Origin of the sequence: Burkholderia sp. R-40, assembly GCF_049942845.1 — a bacterium.
GTDB lineage: Bacteria > Pseudomonadota > Gammaproteobacteria > Burkholderiales > Burkholderiaceae > Burkholderia > Burkholderia ambifaria.
In genome coordinates this window covers 584,939-603,965 of sequence record NZ_CP187968.1, presented here as the reverse complement: position 1 = coordinate 603,965, position 19,027 = coordinate 584,939, and the positions used below count along the sequence as shown (strand labels likewise).

The 19,027-nt window shown below is 63.1% G+C and carries 11 protein-coding genes; 6 read left to right on the top strand and 5 right to left on the bottom strand.

What is annotated here, in order from left to right:
• Nucleotide 1: 1 nt before the first annotated feature.
• Both ACP26O_RS19095 and ACP26O_RS19090 read right to left on the bottom strand, forming a co-directional pair.
• A complete protein-coding gene (locus ACP26O_RS19095; protein WP_175663456.1) occupies nucleotides 2-1,666 on the bottom strand; it encodes a cbb3-type cytochrome c oxidase subunit I in 1,665 nt (554 codons plus the stop codon).
• A 234-nt stretch (nucleotides 1,667-1,900) separates the two neighbouring features.
• Complete coding sequence (locus tag ACP26O_RS19090) at nucleotides 1,901-4,234, bottom strand: FdhF/YdeP family oxidoreductase (RefSeq protein WP_175663457.1); 2,334 nt, start codon at nucleotides 4,232-4,234, stop codon at nucleotides 1,901-1,903.
• Nucleotides 4,235-4,583: 349 nt separating this feature from the next.
• Here ACP26O_RS19090 and ACP26O_RS19085 point away from each other — a divergent pair, with 349 nt between their 5' ends.
• The 4 genes from ACP26O_RS19085 (at nucleotide 4,584) to ACP26O_RS19070 (ending at nucleotide 8,918) form a co-directional block, all read left to right on the top strand.
• Nucleotides 4,584-5,405 (top strand): alpha/beta fold hydrolase, encoded by an 822-nt coding sequence (locus ACP26O_RS19085; RefSeq protein WP_175663458.1) that lies wholly within the window; start codon nucleotides 4,584-4,586, stop codon nucleotides 5,403-5,405.
• Between the two features lie 151 nt (nucleotides 5,406-5,556).
• The gene (locus ACP26O_RS19080; RefSeq protein ID WP_012366369.1) at nucleotides 5,557-5,943 is read left to right on the top strand and encodes a response regulator transcription factor; all 387 of its coding nucleotides are present in this window, start codon (nucleotides 5,557-5,559) and stop codon (nucleotides 5,941-5,943) included.
• Nucleotides 5,944-6,064: 121 nt separating this feature from the next.
• Entirely contained in the window at nucleotides 6,065-8,254 is a 2,190-nt protein-coding gene (locus ACP26O_RS19075) for a PAS domain-containing sensor histidine kinase (protein WP_426356392.1), read from the top strand.
• Nucleotides 8,244-8,918: a response regulator transcription factor gene (locus ACP26O_RS19070; protein WP_105830368.1), complete on the top strand. Its 675-nt coding sequence runs from the start codon at nucleotides 8,244-8,246 to the stop codon at nucleotides 8,916-8,918. Before ACP26O_RS19075 ends, ACP26O_RS19070 begins: the two co-directional genes overlap by 11 nt.
• A gap of 132 nt (nucleotides 8,919-9,050) precedes the next feature.
• On the opposite strand, the gene ACP26O_RS19065 is transcribed toward ACP26O_RS19070, so the two are convergent.
• The 3 genes from ACP26O_RS19065 to ACP26O_RS19055 all read right to left on the bottom strand — a co-directional run bounded on the left by ACP26O_RS19065 (nucleotide 9,051) and on the right by ACP26O_RS19055 (nucleotide 16,696).
• The gene (locus tag ACP26O_RS19065; RefSeq protein WP_175663460.1) at nucleotides 9,051-10,211 is read right to left on the bottom strand and encodes an NAD-dependent formate dehydrogenase; all 1,161 of its coding nucleotides are present in this window, start codon (nucleotides 10,209-10,211) and stop codon (nucleotides 9,051-9,053) included.
• Between the two features lie 199 nt (nucleotides 10,212-10,410).
• Complete coding sequence (locus tag ACP26O_RS19060) at nucleotides 10,411-15,921, bottom strand: trifunctional serine/threonine-protein kinase/ATP-binding protein/sensor histidine kinase (RefSeq protein WP_175663461.1); 5,511 nt, start codon at nucleotides 15,919-15,921, stop codon at nucleotides 10,411-10,413.
• Nucleotides 15,922-16,039: 118 nt separating this feature from the next.
• On the bottom strand, nucleotides 16,040-16,696 hold the full coding sequence (locus ACP26O_RS19055; protein ID WP_175663462.1) for a response regulator transcription factor: 657 nt from the start codon (nucleotides 16,694-16,696) through the stop codon (nucleotides 16,040-16,042).
• Between the two features lie 371 nt (nucleotides 16,697-17,067).
• Between ACP26O_RS19055 and ACP26O_RS19050 the strand changes: the two genes are divergently transcribed.
• Nucleotides 17,068-18,357: an NAD(P)/FAD-dependent oxidoreductase gene (locus ACP26O_RS19050; protein ID WP_175663463.1), complete on the top strand. Its 1,290-nt coding sequence runs from the start codon at nucleotides 17,068-17,070 to the stop codon at nucleotides 18,355-18,357.
• A 26-nt stretch (nucleotides 18,358-18,383) separates the two neighbouring features.
• The gene (locus ACP26O_RS19045; RefSeq protein ID WP_175663464.1) at nucleotides 18,384-18,941 is read left to right on the top strand and encodes a helix-turn-helix domain-containing protein; all 558 of its coding nucleotides are present in this window, start codon (nucleotides 18,384-18,386) and stop codon (nucleotides 18,939-18,941) included.
• Nucleotides 18,942-19,027 lie beyond the last annotated feature (86 nt).

The window sequence follows — 19,027 nt, the reverse complement described above, 5'->3', positions numbered from 1 at the left end:
GTCAGGCCCCCATCGAGATCGCGTGGCGAGCCGGCGCCGCGTCTGAGCGCGCGCCCTGCCTGCCGAAGACGAGCGCGAAGAAGTGATACGCGAATACGAAATGGCCGATCGTCATGAGCGCGCCGCCGAGCGTGCGTGCTTGCAGATATGGCGTGAGAACTTCGACGGACGCCATGAACGGCCGCGCGGGGTCGAGCAGTGCGATGCCTTGCAGAACGCCGCCGATCGTGAGCGAGACGAAGTAAATGGCAAAGCCGACGACCGCGAGCCAGAAGTGGAGCCAGACGAGCTTCGGGTACGGCCATTCGCGTTCGAGCACGCGTGGCATCGTGAAGTAGATCGAGCCGAACATGATCATCGAAAAGAAGCCGTACAGGCCGAGATGGGCGTGGGCTACCTTGTACTGCGTGAAATGCACGAGCCGGTTGAAGAACGGCAGCGCCTCGAGCGACCCCTGCAGCGATACGAGCGTGTACAGCACGGCGCCCAGCACGACGAAGCGCAGCGTAGGCGAGTGTTTCAGCGCGCCGAAGTGGCCGGCCACCGTCATATGGTGGTTCACACCGACGGCAAGCACCGGGACGATCATCATCACGCTCTGGACGACCGACACGCTCTGCAGCCATTGCGGAACGGGGCCGCCCAGCAGGTGGTGAATGCCGGCCTGGCTGTAGAACATGGCCAGAGCCCAGAAGCCGACGAGCGAGAGCGCGTACGAGTAGATCGGCCGCCCGAGCACCTTCGCGATGAAGTAATAGGCTGCGGCCAGCCCGATCGGCGTGAGCCACAGGCCGAGCACGTTGTGCGCGAACCACCAGTTGACGATGGCCTGCTCGACGCCGAAGTGCACGCCCGGCACCTTCGCGACGATGTAGAGGATGGGGAACCACAGCAGCGCGGCGGCGAGATACCACACCGACACGTACAGATGGCGCGTGGTGCGCCGTGCGATGGTCATGAGGAGCGGCACGGCCGCGAGCGCACCGCCCGCCGCGAGCAGGATGCCGATTTGCCACGGAATCTCGAGCCATTGCAGGCCGTCGGTCCATCCCGACAGAATGGCGGCGATGCCCGCGGAGAGGCCGGCATTCCAGAGCCAAGCGCCGGCGATGGCGTAGCGGCCGCCCGCCAGCTGTGTCTTGAGCAGGCGCGGCAGCATCCAGAGGGCAATGCCGATGCCTGCCATCGACGCCCATCCGTATACCACCATGTTCAGATGCGCGGTGCGCACGCGGCCGAACGTGAGCCAGGCCGACTGCGTGAGAAAGTCCGGGGCGGTCAGCTTCTGCGACGCGACGAGGCCCGCAACGGAGCCCAGCAGCAGCCAGAATACCGAGGAGCTCAGAAAGACGAAGGTCGGCCCGCGGCTCGACGCGTCCAGCCGCGCGCGTTCCGCGAGTTCCCGGCCGAGTGCCGGCGCGTCGCCCGATGCGCCGGAACGTGTGCCGGGCGCCGCATGCGCGGCGGCCTGCTGGAGGCGCTCGCGTTGCGATGCGGACAAGGCCGGATCTTCCGTCTGTCCGACTTCCCCCGCGGCGAAGATGACCTCGGCTGCATCGGGGCCGGCCCGCATCAGGCCGTTCATTTGCGCCCACAGGAACAGGAACAGCCCGAGCACGGAGATCAGAAACGACAGCGCGAGCAGCGTGCCAATCGTGAAGTTCATTTCGACAAAGCTCCTCGGTGAATGGAATATCCACGCGAATCCATAAGGTATCCTCTATAACGGCAAAGCATTCGGGTGCACGACGTCAACGGATGATCGACCTGCGATTTGCTTAGAAATCGGTGGCGATGGCGGGAGCCAGTATAAGTAGCCCCGGCGCGCCCGTAATATTCAAATTCATCATCGCCGGCATGCCTTTTTCGTATGCCTCGCCGGTCGGCCATACTGAGCGCCTTACCCGCCGATCGCGCGCGCAACGGCGAATGCCGCGGAATCCGGGCCTACCGTTGCCGCACGCATCACCTTCACCGGGACGGACTTGTACGCGGGTGTGCGGCTTTGCGGGTCGAACGCATCGAGCGGCACGAGCGGATTCGCTTCGGGGTAGTAGGCGCCGCAGCAGCCGTCCGGCAGCGAGTATTCGACAATCTTGAAGCCGCGCACGATACGTTCGATGCCGTCCGTCCAGAGCGCGACGATATCCACGCGCTCGCCAGGATGCAGGTTGCGCCTGGCGAGTTCGCGCGGATTCATGAACAGCACGTCGCGCTGCCCGAATACGCCGCGATATCTGTCCGAATGAGAATAGAGCGTGGTGTTGTACTGATCGTGGCTGCGCATCGTCGTGAGCATCAGCGCTTCCGGGTCGCCATGATCGAAGTCTTCGTCAAGACCGGCGAAGACGAGGAAATTCGCGCGGCCCGTCGAAGTCGCCCACACCCGTTCGCGCGCGGTCGACGCGAGATGGAAGCCGCCGGGTATGCGGATGCGGTCGTTGTATGCCTGGAAGATCGGGAATACCACTTCGATCGCGTCGCGAATCCGGTCGTAATTCGCGACGAGATGTTCCCATGGCACGCGCGATGCACTGCCGAGCGTTGCACGGGCAATACCGGCGACGATCGCCGGCTCGCTGAGCAGGTGCTCCGACGCCGGCGCGTTGCGGCCAGCCGACGCATGGACCATCGACATCGAATCTTCCACGGTAATCGATTGCGGTCCGTCCGCCTGGATATCGATTTCGGTGCGTCCGAGGCAAGGCAGAATCAATGCGGCCTTGCCGTGTACCAGATGGCTGCGATTGAGTTTCGTTGCGATATGCACGGTCAGGTCGAGCCGGCTTATCGCCGGCTGCACGCGGACCCAGTCCGGTATGGCGGCGGCGAAATTTCCGCCCAGCGCGATAAACACCCGCGCGTGGCCGCGCATCATCGCGTCGATGGTGGCAAGCACGTCATGACCGTGTGCGGCGGGCGGACGAAAGCCGAACGCGCGCTCGATGCCGTCGAGCAGCGCAGCGCTCGGCTTCTCGGTGATGCCGACCGTCCGGTTGCCTTGCACGTTCGAGTGTCCGCGCACCGGACAGATGCCGGCCCCCGGGCGGCCGACGTTGCCCCGCAGCAGCGCGAGGTTTGCGATCTGCTGCACGTTTTCCGTCCCGCGGCGGTGCTGAGTGAGCCCCATGCCGTATACCAGGATCACGTTGTTCGCCGCCATGTAGATGCGCGCGGCATTTTCGATGTCGGCGCGCGCGAGGCCCGATACGCGCTCGATGGCGTCCCACGACGCGGCGCGCAGGTCCGCGACGAGCTCATCGATGCCGTGCGTATGGCCGGCGATGAACGTCACGTCGAGGATGCGGGGTTGGTCGGCCGCGACGGCTGCGTCGTCGGCCTCCACGATGGCCTTCATCATCCCCTTGAGCACGGCCGCGTCGCCGCCGACGCGCACCTGGTAGAGAAACGTGCTGATCGGCGTCGAACCGAGCGTTGCCATTTCGAGCGGATCCTGCGGCGCGGTGAAGCGCTCGAGCGCACGTTCGCGAAACGGGTTGAACGAGACGATCTTTGCCCCGCGGCGCGATGCCGCGTGCAGGTCGGTCATCATCCGGGGGCTGTTGGTGCCGGGGTTCTGACCGAAGATGAAGATCGCGTCGGCCTGCTCGAAGTCCTCGAGCAGCACGGTCCCTTTGCCGACGCCGATCGACTGGGGCAGTCCGACGCTCGTGGCTTCGTGGCACATGTTCGAGCAATCGGGGAAATTGTTCGTGCCGAATTCGCGTACGAACAGCTGATAGAGGAACGCCGCCTCGTTCGATGCGCGCCCGGACGTATAGAAATCCGCCTGATCGGGATGATCGAGGGCGTTCAGGGCAGTCGCGATCGTCGAGAACGCGGCCTCCCAGGTGATCGGGACGTAGCGATCCGACACGCGGTCATAGGTCATCGGGTGAGTGAGACGTCCTGCCATCTCGAGATCGTAGTCGTCCCATGTCGACAGCTCGGACACGCTGTGCGCGGCGAAAAACTCGGGCGTGCAGCGCTTCGACGTTGCCTCCCATGCCACCGCTTTCGCACCGTTCTCGCAAAATTCGAACGATGAAGTATGTTTCGGGTCCGGCCACGCACAACCCGGGCAGTCGAATCCCTCCGGTTGATTCATCCGCAGCAGCGTCTTCGCGCCGGACACGGCAATGCCCTGTACCGCGAGCGCCGCTCCCGTCGCTTTCAGCGCGCCCCAGCCGCCGGCGGGTTCGCTATAGATTCGAACGGTCTTTTTCTCGGCCATGTCGGGTTCCTCCATCGATTCGGTTCGATCTTGAGGCGCGCATGCGCGGCGGCATTGCACCGTGACGGCCCGAGTTTCGAATTCGCACGCAAGAATTCGCAGGGCAGGAAAACCGATCGTCGCGGCGGGCGATGCACATTGGCCTGCTGCATCGGAACCGTGAACGCCGCGGACGACCGTGCGGAGCCGAAAATCCCGGTCCCTGTCAAAAGGAGCCGGGCATGGTCGTTTCGATAATCGTTCCAGTGCGTGAGTTTTGCGGCCCGAGCGACGGCCGCGGGGCGACGCGTAACGTCGCTTCTACGGTGAAAGACCGGCTGGAAGCGGCATCGTCAAGGAGAGAACGAAGATGGCAACGCTCGTATTGAAAGACGGGACCGAACTGTTCTACAAGGACTGGGGCTCAGGCCAGCCGGTGGTGTTCTCGCATGGATGGCCGTTGAATGCCGATGCATGGGATGCACAGATGATGTATCTCGCCGAGCGAGGCTATCGTGTGATCGCGCACGACCGGCGTGGGCACGGCCGCTCCAGTCAACCCTGGGGCGGAAACGAGATGTCGCGTTACGCGGACGATCTCGCCGAACTCATCGAATATCTCGATCTGAAGGACGCGGTGCTCGTCGGTCATTCGACCGGAGGTGGCGAGGTTGCCCGTTATATCGGCCGGCACGGCACCGGTCGTGTGGCGAAGGCCGTGTTGATCGCGGCGGTGCCGCCGCTGATGCTGAAGACCGACGCCAATCCAGGCGGCTTGCCGTTGTCGGTGTTCGACGACATCCGAAAGGGCGTCCTCGCGAACCGCTCGCAGTTCTTCAAGGACCTGGCGGTGCCGTTTTACGGCTTCAACCGTGACCACGCAAAGGCGTCGGACGGGACGGTGGATGCCTTCTGGTATGCGGGTATGCAATGTTCGATCAAGAGCGCGTACGACTGCATCAAGGCCTTCTCGGAAACCGACTTCACCGCCGATTTGCGCAGCATCGACGTCCCGACGCTGATCCTGCAAGGCGATGCCGACCAGATCGTTCCGCTGGACGATTCCGGGCGGCTGTCGGCAGAGATCGTGCGCGGCGCACGGCTGACGATCTATCCCGGCGCGCCGCACGGCTTGTGCACCACGCAGGCCGATCAGGTGAACGCGGATCTGCTCGCGTTCATCCGCGCATGACGTTCCGGCCGCGCGTCGCGTCGTCGGGCGGGACGGCGCGAAACTATACGTATAGATGATTTCCGCGGATTGTCGATTTCTCTAATATTGGGTTCGACAGGGCGGCCAATGTCGGGTCGCCCGAAATGGAATTCCGTCCGAGGGCCCGGGTTTGCACAATTTTCCAATCGTTTCGATTGTTGACGATGACGAATCCGTCCGTGTCGCCACGTCCAGTCTGGTTCGCTCTCTGGGATGGAGCGCGAAACTTTATGCATCGGCGGAGCAGTTTCTGGCGTCCGATGACGTTCGGGAAGTCTCGTGCATCATTTCAGACGTCCAGATGCCCGGCATTTCAGGTCTCGAGATGTATCGACAGCTGGTGGACAGCGGCGTCACGGTGCCGATCATCTTCATTTCGGCATTCGTGTCCGAGGCCGTCCGGCGCCAGGCGGTCGGTATGGGGGCGATCAGCGTGTTGAGGAAACCCGTGGATGCCGTGCAAGTCGCCCGGGATCTGGCATCCGTGAAGGAAGGTCGGGGGAACCCGGCTTCGTAAGCGCATTCATGAAGCCGGGTATCGCCGCGCGTAACGTCAACGCGCCGCCGTGGGAACGGGAGATACCGACCGGCAATTCCCTACTTTTCATTTCCTTCAGGCACTGCGAAACACGACGACGATGAGCAATCGGACAATAGGCAAGCCATGGCGAGAAGACGCGCGTGTGTTGTACACGTTGGCCGGCGCACTGACGGCGCTTATTTTCATTATCGACGTGACGCCGCTCGATACCGCGATTGCCGTGCTTTACGTGGCGGTGGTGCTGCTGGCCGCGTCAGCCGGCTCGCGTCGGGCGACGTATGTCGCCGCATCCGGATGCGTGGGACTGACGTTGCTCGCGCTTGCGCTGTCGCATGACGCCCGATATTCGGGCGGTGCGCTCGCCCGCTGCGGCGTAAGCCTGCTCGCGATCGTGACGACGGCAGTGTTGTCGCTACGCAATCTCGCCAACACCGGCATTCTGCGCGAGCGGCTTCAGTTGCTCGATCTGACTCATGACGCGATTGTCGTTTACGACTTGCAGGACCGGATCGCATTCTGGAATCAAGGCGCGGAGGCGCTTTACGGCTGGACGGCCGAACAGGCGCTCGGCCAGCCGGTCCATATGTTGACGCAGACCGTCGCGTCGGTGCCGCTCGACGACATTCACCGTGCCGTACTCGAATGCGGACAGTGGCAGGGCGAACTGCAGCGTGTCCGCAAAGACGGAAAAAAGGTGATGATTTCGAGTCGGCTCGCGCTGTGGCGCGATGCCGGCGGAAAGGCGGTTGCGATACTCGCGACCAACAATGACATTACCGACCGCAAGCGCCTGGAAGGCGAAATGCGGCGGCAGCAGGACGAGTTGCGCGCGATGATCGACGCAATTCCCGCGATGGTGTGGAGCTCGGACAGTAACGGCAAGATCGACTACGTGAACAAGCGGTGGACGGAGTTCGGTGTGTACATGGCCAAGCGCGAAGAAGATATCTGGCGTGCCGTCGTCCACCCCGACGACTTCGATTCGATGCACCACGCGTGGGAGCGCGCCGTGTATAACGAGTCACGGTTCGAGAGCACCGTTCGGATCAGGCGCGAGGACGGCGTTTACCGGTGGGTGCATATCCGCGCGGCGCCGCTTCGTGACGAGAGCGGGCATGTCGTTCGCTGGTATGGCGTGAATACCGACATCGAAGCACGCAAGCAGGCCGAACAGGCGTGGCGCCGCAGCGAGGCATTTTTATCGGGCGCGCAGCGGCTGAGTCATACCGGCAGTATTGCGATGAGGCTTCCCGACTGTACGATGTGGTGGTCCGATGAGACGTATCGCATCTTCGAACTCGATCGCCACAGGGTGCCGGACTTCGAATCGATTGCGTCGCGCGTCCACCCCGACGACGTAGCGCTTGTCCGCGATGCCTGGCATCGCCAGATCGCAGGTGCATCGGATCCGGACATCAAGTTTCGACTGCTGATGACCGATGCACGTGTCAAACACGTCCATTACGTCGCGCATCCGATCCGACATCAAAAGGAAACGGAATACGTCGGCGCATTGATGGACATCACCGAGCGCGTCGTGGCGCAGGAAGCGCTGGATCGATCGAATGCCGAACTGGCGCACGCGACGCGGGTAACGATGCTGGGCGAACTGGCCGCATCGATTGCACATGAAGTCACGCAGCCGCTTGCCGCGATCGTCACCGCAGGTGACGCTGCATTGCGCTGGATCGACCGTCCGGAGCCCGATCTGGGCGAGGTACAGCAATCCGTCGCGCAGATGATCCGCGACGCCAAGCGCGCCTCCGACATCATCCGGCAGATCCGGGCGATGGCGAGAAAGCGCGCGCCCGAGCAGCTGCCGCTCGACCTGAACGACGTTGTGCGAGAATCGCTCGAACTCGTCGCGCGCGAGCTGGAAACCCACCGGGTGGACGTAGAGGCTGACTATTCCGCTTCGCCACAGCGTGTGTGCGGCGACCGCGTCCAGTTGCAGCAAGTCGTCATCAATCTGGTGATGAACGCGATACAAGCGATGTCGGGGCTCGCCCCCGGCACGCGACGCTTGCTGCTTCGCACCCGGGCGCGGGACGGTCACGCTCACATGATGGTGGAGGACCAGGGAGCCGGGGTAAGCAATGAAGACTTCGACCGGCTGTTCAGCGTATTCTTCACGACGAAACAGAATGGGATGGGTATGGGGTTGTCGATTTGCCGGTCGATAGTGGAAGCGCATGGCGGCCGTATCTGGGCCGAGATCCCGGAGCGGGCCGGAATGGTCATACAGTTCGTATTGCCACTGGATGAGGAAATGTGTAATGAACACTGATACGCAAGACCCCGCCCAGCAATCGATCGTTTATGTCGTCGACGACGACGAGTCGATGCGAACGGCGGTCGACATGCTGCTCCGGTCGGTAGGGTTTCGCGTCGAAGCGTTTGCATCGGCGCAGGAGTTTCTCGCCTTCGACAAACCCGATGTGGCGAGCTGCCTGATTCTCGACGTTCGCCTGAAAGGCCAGAGCGGGCTCGCGGTTCAGGAGCAGATCGCGGCCGCCGACCTGCATCTGCCGATCATCTTCATGACGGCGTACGGCGATATTGCGATGTCGGTGAAGGCGATGAAGGCCGGTGCGATGGATTTTCTTCCGAAGCCATTTCGGGAGCAGGACATGCTCGATGCGGTCACGACGGCACTCGAGCGCGACGCGCGCTGGAGAAGCGAGCATCGGTCGCTCGTCGACCTGCGTGCGCGCTATGCCACGCTGTCCGCGCGCGAGCGCGAGGTCATGGCGTTCGTGGCGAGCGGGCTGATGAACAAGCAGATCGCCGCAGAAATGAATCTGAGTGAAATCACCGTGAAGATTCACCGCGGACAGGCGATGAAGAAAATGGAGGCGCGCTCGTTGGCCGACTTCGTGAAAAAGGCGGAGGCGCTGGGTGTCGGCCAGCCGGCGCAGGCGCCTGCGGCAGCCAGAATGCAGCGTAGCTAGCGGGCGTCGAAGCCCGATGAGTCGGGACGTTCGGCCGCTCATCCAATTCGCGTTCCCGCACGACGACGGCGGCGGCCGGGACCACGCCGAATGCACGACGTCTCGGCCCCGCGAATCGGCGCGTTACGCGCATCAGCTCAACTTGTACGACGCAGCACCGACCCCGGCGAGTTTTCCGGCGTCGACGATCAGGTACTCGGGACGAATCGGCCGACCCTCGAGATGGCACTGCAGGATCTCGAGCGTGCCTGCCGCATAGCGAGCCTGCGCGGACAGCGACGTTCCCGAGATATGGGGCGTCATTGCTTCGCTCGGCATGTGGCGCCACGGATGGTCGGGCGGCGCGGGTTGCGGAAACCACACGTCGCCGCCATAGCCGGCCAGGCGGCCGGATTCGAGCGCTCGCACGACCGCGTCTCTATCGCACAGCTTGCCGCGCGCGGTATTGATGAGGTAGGCGCCGGGCTTCACGTGGCTGAACATTTCATCGTCGAACATATGTTCGGTGGACGGATAAAGCGGGCATTGCAGGTTGATCACGTCGCTGACCTGCACGAGGGACCTGGCGCTGTCGTGGTAAGAGAGGCCGAGTTCGCGTTCGAGGTCCGCCGACAGCCGATGACGACTGTGGTAATGAAGGTGTACGTCAAACGGCTTCAGTCGCCGGAGCACGGCCAGCCCGATGCGTCCTGCCCCGATCGTTCCGAAATGCATGCCTTCGAGATCGTAGCTTCGGCTCACGCAATCGGCGATGTTCCAGCCGTCGTTCGTCGCGAACTGATGAGCGGGAACGAAATTCCGGACCAGCGCCAGCACCGTCATGACCACGTGTTCCGCGACGCTGATGCTGTTCGAAAACGTTTCTTCCGCGACGGTAATGCCGCGCTCCGCCGCAGCCTGGAGATCGACGTGGTCCGAACCGATCCCGGCGGTGAGCGCGAGTTTGAGCTTGCGTGCTTTCGCGATTCGCTCCCTCGTCAGATAGGCCGGCCAGAACGGTTGCGAAATCACCACGTCCGCGTCGGGCAGGTGCCGCTCGAACGCGGAATCGGGTCCGTCCTTGTCGCTCGTCACGATTAGTTCGTGACCGTTTGCTTCCAGATAGGGCCGCAGGCCGAGCTCCCCCGACACGCACCCGACGAGTTCGCCCGGCGCGAAACCCAGCGTACCTTGCGGGGAAGGCAAGCGCTGTCCGCCGGGATATGCCGCGATCGCCGGGATTCCATCACGTACGTACCGGGGCGGATAGCCGGACGTCGGATCCGGGTAGAGCACACAGAGAACTTTCGCCATTCATCGTCTCCTTCCTGAGTTGACGGGTCTACGCGGTGACGCGTCGTCGCAGATTAGGAGAGACGGATCGTGGCGAGTTCTATTGCGGCACGGCTTTTGCCAAATCGCATGAAGTAGCCGCGGGGTCCTTTCGCCCGTTGGATGAGTCGCTTGCGTCAAGTCATGCGTTGCCATGCCGGCAATCGATGTCGCGATGGGGCTACGATGCCGAAGACGGAAGCGTAATGTGAAATGTCGTGCCGAACGGTTCGTGGAGGGTTGCCCGCAGTTGTCCGTCGTGGGCCTGAACGATCGAATGAGCAACCGAGAGGCCGATGCCCATTCCCGTATCCTTGGTCGTGAAGAACGGCTCGAAAAGCCGTTCCATATGTGCGGCCGACATGCCGGGGCCCGAGTCCTTCACCTTTATGTCCACCGTGCCGTCGCCGCTGCGCGATGTAGAGATCGACAGTAGCCGGCGTCCTTCGTTGACGGCGTGCATCGCCTCGATCGCATTGGCGACGAGGTTGAGCACGACTTGCTGAAGCTGTACCCGATCGCCGGTCACGGTCGGCGGCGGGGCGGCAAGCGTCGTTTCGATGCTGATGCCGTTTTTCTCCGCGTCTCGCCGTGTCATGAACAGGACTTCGAGGATCGCCTCGTTGAGGTCCACCTGCTCCTTTCGCACCGGAGATTTGCGCACGAGGTTCCTGATGCGGTCGATGATGTCGCCGGTCCGCAAGGTATCGCGCACGATAAGTTCGAGCGCTCTGGCTGCGCGGTCGACGTTTGCCGGGCGAGCCGATAGCCACCGTAGCGCGGCGTCGGCATTCGCGGACATCGCGGCGATCGGCTGCTTCACCTCGTGACTGATCATGGCCGTCAACTGTCCGACGGTCGATACCCGGTTCGCGTGTGCGAGTTCCTGCTGCATTTCGCTGAACCGGATTTCGCTGTCTCGCGCACGCGCGTCCGCGCGCTTGCTTTCGCTCAGATCGAGCACGAAGGCGACCCCTTGATCGCCCGTCGGCGAGAACATCGCGGCCCCGACAAGGACAGGCGCGCGGCTCCCGTCCTTGCGAAAATACTCTTTCTCGATCGGTGCAAGCACGCCGGTTGCGCGAAGTACCGGTTCGTGGATCTGGAAGTCGACCTGAATCCATTCCGGTGGCGTGATGTCCCTCCAGTTCAGCTGGCGATGGTCGAGCTCGTCGCGACTGTAACCGAGCAACTCGAGAAAGGCGGCATTCGCGTCCAATATCGTGCCGTCCAGCGCGTAGATGAAGATGCCGATGATGTTCGCGTCCACGAGGCGTCGAATCCGCGCTTCGCGGTCGGACAGTTCCCGATACAGGCGCGCGTTCTCCAGCGTAATGGCGACCTGCGAAACGAGAACACCGAGCGAGGCCAGGCGGGCAGGCGCGAATACGCCGGTGGAAAGCCTGTTTTCCAGATAAAGCGTGCCGACCAATGTGTGTCGACGAACGAGAGGAATGCACAGGATCGAGCGCACTCGATGCGTGACCGTGTAGGCATCGGTCGCACATATCGGATCCTTTGATGCATCGGGGATCGACAGCACTTCGCGAGTCCGCATCACGTAATTGATCGTCGCCGTCGGGACCCGGTCGGGGTCGAGCGGCGAGCTTTCCTGCTGAATGCATACCGCCTCGCAGCGAACCGTCGCCTCGGCCTGGATCTTCGCGGCACCATCGTCCGCGGTGAGAATCAGAATGGCGCGATCCGCGCCGGAGTGAGTCAGCGCAGCCCTCATGAACGTATCGACGACATTCTCGAGCACGATCTCGGACGATACCCGCTGCGAAACGTCGATCAGCATCCAGTAGTCGATCTCGCCGGCCGTCGACCGCATCGTCTCGTGCGCGTTGCTGCCACGTGGGTCGGCATTCAGATGCGGGTATGCGTCGTCGAGTTGCCGGACTTTTCCCGGCGCCTCCCAACGCAGGTACCCGTAACGTGCATTGCGCAAGTAGGCATCGCTGATGATCGACAAGCCTCGGGACTGGTAAAAACGCGCAGCCAGTTCGCTCGCAATCGCTTCCTGATGCGGAAAGTCGTTCGCGCGTGCGGAATTGATCGCCTGTTCATAAAGCCGCTCCGCATCGAGTATGCGCGATTCGATGCGCGCGATTTCGGCATTCACGAGTGCCGCGCGATTGTCGAAATTCTGCGGAAAGTTGCTCGCCAGCACATTCAGCTTCGCCTGGTGCCGAGCGAGTCGCTCCAGTTGGCCGGCCCGCATCGCAGGCGTAACGCGCTCCAGCGTCGAGGCCAACGTGAGCGCGGCGTAGAAATGAAATTCGGCCTCTTCCAGGAACATCGAAGAGGTCCATATCAACGGCTCGGCACGGAGCAGCGACGCGAGAGCAGTGTCGTGGTCACCTGCCAGATAACGCGCTTGCATCTTTCGCGTCCAGTACCAGCACTCCGCGATGGCAAGCCCGGGACGATTCGAAAGCCGGAATTCGAATGCCTGTTCATTGAAGCGTTCGCTGTCGAACGTCCCGAGCTTTCTCGTCCGCCCTCGCAGGTTGTCGACGAGCGCGAGCTGTGTCGAGATGATGTCGACGATCAGCCCATGTTGAGCGTTCCGGGCAAACGCAAGGCCGCGTTCCGCTTCGTTATGGACGGCGGAAAGGGGATCGCCCGCGAACAGCAATACCGTATTCAGACCGGTCAGGGAATACGATGCGTACAACAGGTCCCCGGTCTTGTTGGCCGCGGAAAACGCATAGCGCAGTGTGTCCTCGGATGCGCGAACATGCTCGGCCCAGCACTTCGTGAAGATGGCGAACACCAGGGACGTGCTGGCATGGTAGCGGTGTTGTGCGTTGCGTTCGGCAATGCGGTAGCCCGCGTGGCTGAAGCGGATCCCCAGGTCGAAATCGCCGAAACGCGGGCCCGCGGTCCGGCTAAGCGTACCGAACGCAACGCAGGACGCGTCACAGTTTCCGCTGGTCAGGCTGAGGTTGATGGCCTTGCACGTAATCAGGGAGTTCAGATTGAAATCGGTGAAGCATGCCGCGGAAAGCAGGCGGGTCAGTACCTCCAGCGTAGTCAATGCCAGCGGGTCGACCATGGCCGGCAATCCGGCGATGTCGTCGACCGTCAGGTTGGCTGCACGCCGGTGGAGTTGCGCATATTCGTCGAGCACGTCCTGATCTGACGGATGTGCCGACGATGTGATGCCGACGCAACGCAGATATTCGAGCGCGACGGCGATCGCGTCGTCGCTTTGGTCGAGCGCCGTGTACACGTCCATCCGTTGTACTGTGACGCGACCGCGCTCGATCAGGCCCAATCCTTGTATCGGCAAGGCAGCCAGGCGCCGTTCCGCCAGCTCGAGTTGTCCGGTCAGGAATTCGCATTCGGCAAATTCGAGTTCGAACTCGAAATGGATACCGGCTGGCTCGTTGGTTGGTATGGCGCTCAGTAGTGCCGTGCCGGCATTGAAGTAGCGAAGCGCGGTATCGTACGCGGCGGAACGCTTCGCTCGAATGCCGGCTCGCAAATTCAGCGCGGCGACTTCGTGCCGCTCTTCCGGCAAGATGAGTTCGTCTCCGGCGCGATTGAATTGGCCGACGATTTCGAACACCAGCCCTTCGTCGGCCCCTTCGGCGAGATGCGGCAACAGGCGCCGCGCGGCCGTCAGGTGTATTTCCGCGCGCGAGCAAGCAGGGATGAGCGAATAGGCTGCCTCGTGAATCCGGTCGTGAGCGAATCGATAGATATTTCCCGCGCGTTCGACGAGTTGCTGGCGGATGGCGGCCTGAAGCTCGCCGTGCAACGCTTCTTCGCTGGTTTGACGCACGATCGCCAGATTGCAGGCCGTCGCCGCGCTGCCCAGGCACGCAAGGTCGCGCAGCGCGGCCTTGCAGTTTGGTGGAAGCCGGTTGAGCCGGATAGCCATCAGGTCCGCGACGTTGTCCGTATAGCGGGCGCTCCGGACGTCTTGCACGTTCCACGACCAGCGACCGGCGGCCGGATCGATGACGAGCACGTTCTCTTCCGCGAGTGCATGCAGGAACTGAACGACGAAGAACGGGTTGCCTGCCGTCTTCGAATATACGGCTCTCGCAAGCGGCTCGATCAACTTGTCGGTGGAGTGCAGGATGTCGCGAAGAAGGGGCGCGACATCCTTGGCAGTCAATGGCAGCAGATCGATTTCATGAACGGCGATTCGCGCCGCTTTGGCGATGGAGATCTTTCGCGTCAGTGGATGATCGGCATCGACTGCATTGTGACGATACGCACCGATCAGCAGCAGGTGGCGCATGTCGGAATGGCGCGCGATATGTTCGATGAGATCGAGCGTTGCGGCGTCTGCCCATTGAAGATCGTCGATAAAGAGCACGAGGGGAGGGCTCAGCGTTGCGAACACCTGCATGAGGTCCGTCAACACGCGTTGGAAACGGACCTGAGCCTGTGGCAGCGGCAACTCCGGCACGCCGGGTTGCTTGCCGATCAGCAGTTCGAGATCCGGCACGAAGTTCGTGACGAGGCTTGCGTTCTGCCCAAGTGCATCGAGAATCGCGCTGCGCCAGCGGCGTACGTCGTCTTCGCCTCTGGCGAACACGGACCTGATCATGCCTTTCAGCGCAAGCGCCACCGCGGCATACGGTACGTCGCTGTTGTACTGGTCGCACTTTCCGCTGGCGAAAGTCCCTTGAAACGTGCCGGCCGCGGTTTGCAGCTCGCGCGCGAGACACGATTTGCCGATACCGGCATAACCGGAAATCAGCACCAGTTCGGTCGATCCCGCGAGCATGGCCCGTGAAAATGCGCCGGTCAGTCGCGCCAGTTCCTGGTCCCGGCCGTACAACCTGGCCGGTCCGGAAAGTCGCTCGGGCAGATCGGCCACGCCCAAGTCGAACCGAGATATCGTCGCGCTCGCTGACCACTCCGCCATGCATCGACGCAGGTCGCGCTCCAGTCCTGCCGCGCTTTGATAGCGTTCGCCGGGGCATTTCTCGAGCAATTTCATGACGATCGCCGACAACTGGGGATCGACGAGTCCGTGGCGCAGATGGGGCGCGACGGGCGTGCGCGACGTGTGACTGTGTATCCACTCCATCGGAGCGGTTGCGGAAAATGGCAGTTGCCCGGTCAACATGCGATAAAACACGACACCCGTGCTGTACAAATCGCTGCGCGCATCGATCTGCCAATTCATGCGGCCCGTTTGCTCAGGCGCCATGTAGGCCATCGTGCCGGCAATGATTTCCGGGTGATCTGCCATTTCGCGGCGCTGCTGGCCGCCGAGCGCGATTCCGAAGCCGGTGAGCCTCACACGGCCGCCGGGTTCGTCAACGTACAGGTGAGCGGGTTTGAGATCGCGGTGAACGATCCTGGCGGTGTGCATATGGCCGACGGAGACGACGATCTGAAGCGCGATATTCAGAAAGCGTCGGGTGTCCAGCGGCTCGCTCAATAGCTGCTCGAGGCTGACACCGGCGGCGTTTTCAAGAATGAGCGCGACGCTGTCGCCTTGCCGCTGCAATTCGAGCGGGCGCAACGCCCACGCGCTGTCCAGCTGGTCGCGCATCCGGTATTCGTTCAATAGATGTTCGACGGCGATCGTGCTGGATGCGCCGCGTCGCGGCCGGGCGACGACGACCGGGATGCGCCGCCCTTCGGCGTTCGTGATGCATGCGCGGGAGTGAGAGATGCCGTCGTCTTCAGGGATGACGGAGGGGGCGGTATCGGTCATGCCGGTGATCGCTGTTCCGGGAGAGGTATGGCTGACGGAGTCGTCATGACGATCGGCAACCCTCGGCGACCTGGCGCGGCGCCGTCACGATCGCCGCGGCTCGTTTATCGTTGCGCGCTCAGGCCTGTGCGGCCAGATGCTCGTCGCGGCTGATCAAACCCAGCGCTTCCGCTTTCAGTACGAAATCGGCAATCGACGGCGACTTCATTTTCTTCATCGCTTGCCCGCGGTGCAGTTTGACCGTGATCTCGCTCAGGCCCAGTTCGGTCGCGATTTGCTTGTTCAGCAGCCCGTTGGCGACCATCGTCATGATGGTTCGTTCTCGCGGCGTCAGTGTGTCGTAGGATGCCCGCAATATCGCCATCGATCGATCGGACGTGCGGCGCTTGCGATCCGACTCCAACGCGCGTGTCACGGCATCGATCATGTCCTGTCCGCGAAACGGCTTCGGAAGAAAGTCGAGCGCACCGGCCTTCATCGCCTGAACCGACATGGGGATATCTCCGTGCGCCGTCATCAGGATCACGGGCAAGCGCATGTTCCGTACGATGTGCTCCTGCACGGCGAGTCCGCTGTGCCCCTTCAAGCGAACATCGAGGACAACGCAACTCGGTCGGTCCGGCAAGCCGGCGGCGAGGAACGCGTGCGCGCTGTCGAACGAAACGACATGCAAGCCGACGGAATCGAGCAACGTTTCGACAGCTTCACGCACGGCGCTATCGTCATCTATGACAAAGACGACCGGGTCCGTCGTATCACCATTCAGGTCCGTCATCACCGCTCCGCCACTGAGATCCATAGGAATTGCACTTGATTGATGCTTTTGCTTAACAATCCGGCACCCCGGCCATGTAGCGCCACATTTTAGAGCGAAACAAGTCGCCGGAACCGGCAGGAGGGCATCCTGATCGGACGACGGCGGTGGGCCACGGGTAATACGATGGTGCGCGTGAAATCGTCTGTCTGAACGTCAACTTTGACGCGGCTCCGATGATCCAGCAAAGGCATCGCGAATTTCTCGACCGGACCGGCGCAACCTGGGTTCGTCGGACTCTGACGACCCGCCGCGCAATCCCCCTTGCCTCTGTGAAATTGCCGTGCTAATTTTTCATGAAATTAACCGGCGAAAATTTCACGGAAGCCCGCATGTTCGTGCAGTCCGACCGTCACGTCGCAAGCTACTACGCCGGCACCTACCCGGCGCCGATCCCGCTGCGGCCCGAACTGAACGAGCGCATCGACGCCGACGTGCTGGTCGTCGGCGCGGGCTTCAGCGGGCTGCACACGGCGTTGCGGCTCGCGCTCGCCGGCAAGCGCGTGGTCGTGCTCGAGGCGAGCCGCGTCGCGTGGGCCGCATCGGGCCGCAACGGTGGTCAGGCATTGCTCGGCTGGTCGTGCGACATGCAGCCGCTCGAGGATTCGCTCGGCCGCGACGGCGCGCGCCTGCTGTGGGACAGCATGCGCTGGGCGGCGGCCGAAGTGCGCGAACTGCCGGCCCGTCACGGCTTCGACATCGACTACCGGCCCGGCAGCCTGTGGGCCGCGGTGCGCCCGCGTCGCGTCGCGATGCTCGCGCAGGCGCGAGACGAAGCGGCGCAGCGCTGGGGCTATGACCGGCTACGCGTGATCGGTCAGGACGAGATGCCCGAGTGGATCGGCAGCGCGCGCTATCTCGCCGCACTTTACGATCCCGAGGCCGGCCATCTGAGTCCGCTGAAGCTCGCGCTTGGTCTTGCGCAGACGATCGAGCGGGCCGGCGGCCGCATCTTCGAGCAAAGCCGGGTGCTCGATTGTCGCGAGACGGCCGGCGGCCACGTTGCTCGCACCGCGCATGGCGAAGTGCGCGCGGACGTGCTCGTGCTCGCGTGCAACGCGTACGTCGACCAGCTCGATCCGGAGTTGTCGCGCCGGCTGCTGCCGGTCGGCACCTATCAGGTCGCGACCGCGCCGCTCGCACCGGACGTCGCACGCTCGCTGCTGCCGCGTAACAGTTGCGTGATCGACAACCAGTTCGTGCCCGACTACTTCCGCCTGAGCCCCGACAACCGCCTGCTGTTCGGCGGCGGCTGCACGTATCTCGGCGGCATACCTGCCGACATCGCGGCGGCGACGCGCCCGCACCTCGAACGCGTGTTTCCGCAACTGAGCGGCGTGCCGCTCGACTACGCGTGGGGCGGCCATATCGACATCAGCATGCGACGCACGCCGGACATCGGCCGCCGCGGCCAGCGCTTCTGGCTGCAGGGCTTCTCGGGACACGGCGTGCTGCCGACACTCGCCGGTGCCCGCGCGGTCGCCGATGCGGTGCTCGGCGACGATCGCCTGCTCGCGCAGTACCAGCGCATCCGCAACCCGCGCTTCCCCGGCGGCGACCGCCTCGCCGCGCCGCTGGAAGCGCTCGGCAAGGCTTGGTACCGTCTGCGCGATACCGTCTGACACCGTCTGACGCACCGGAATCTGACATGAACGAACAGGAAGAAATAGAAAGTCTGGCGATCCTGATCCGCGACCTGCGCAAGCATCGCAAGGTCACGCTCAACGATCTCGCGGAACGGATCGGCCGCTCGGTCGGCTTTCTGTCGCAAGTCGAGCGCGGGCTGTCGCGCCCGACGGTGGCCGATCTCACCGCGATCGGCGAGGCGCTCGGCGTGCCGACCACGTATTTCTACAGCCTGAGCAAGCCGCGCAGCGTGCCGTGGGTCACGCGGCCCGACGAGCGGCGCACGGTGTATTACGCGGCCGGCATCACGGACATCCTCGTGTCGCCGAACATGCGTTCGCGCTTCTCGATCCTCGAGAGCCATCTCGCACCGGGCGCGAGCAGCGGCGAGCGCTCCGTGGACGACAGCGACGAGCAGGGCGGCTTCGTGCTCGAAGGCGAGCTGACGATCTGGATCGACGGCGACGACACGCCCGTCACGCTCGGCCCGAACGACGCGTTCCAGTTGCCCGCGCACCAGCGGTTTCGTTACGCGAACCTGGGCGATACGCTCACGCGCGTGATCTGGGTGTTCACCTGAGTCATTGGCGCGGCGGCCTGACGGGCCGTTACGCCGTTCCAGCGGTTTGCAGTACTGATCGCCGCGATGCGGCACCGCCATACAAG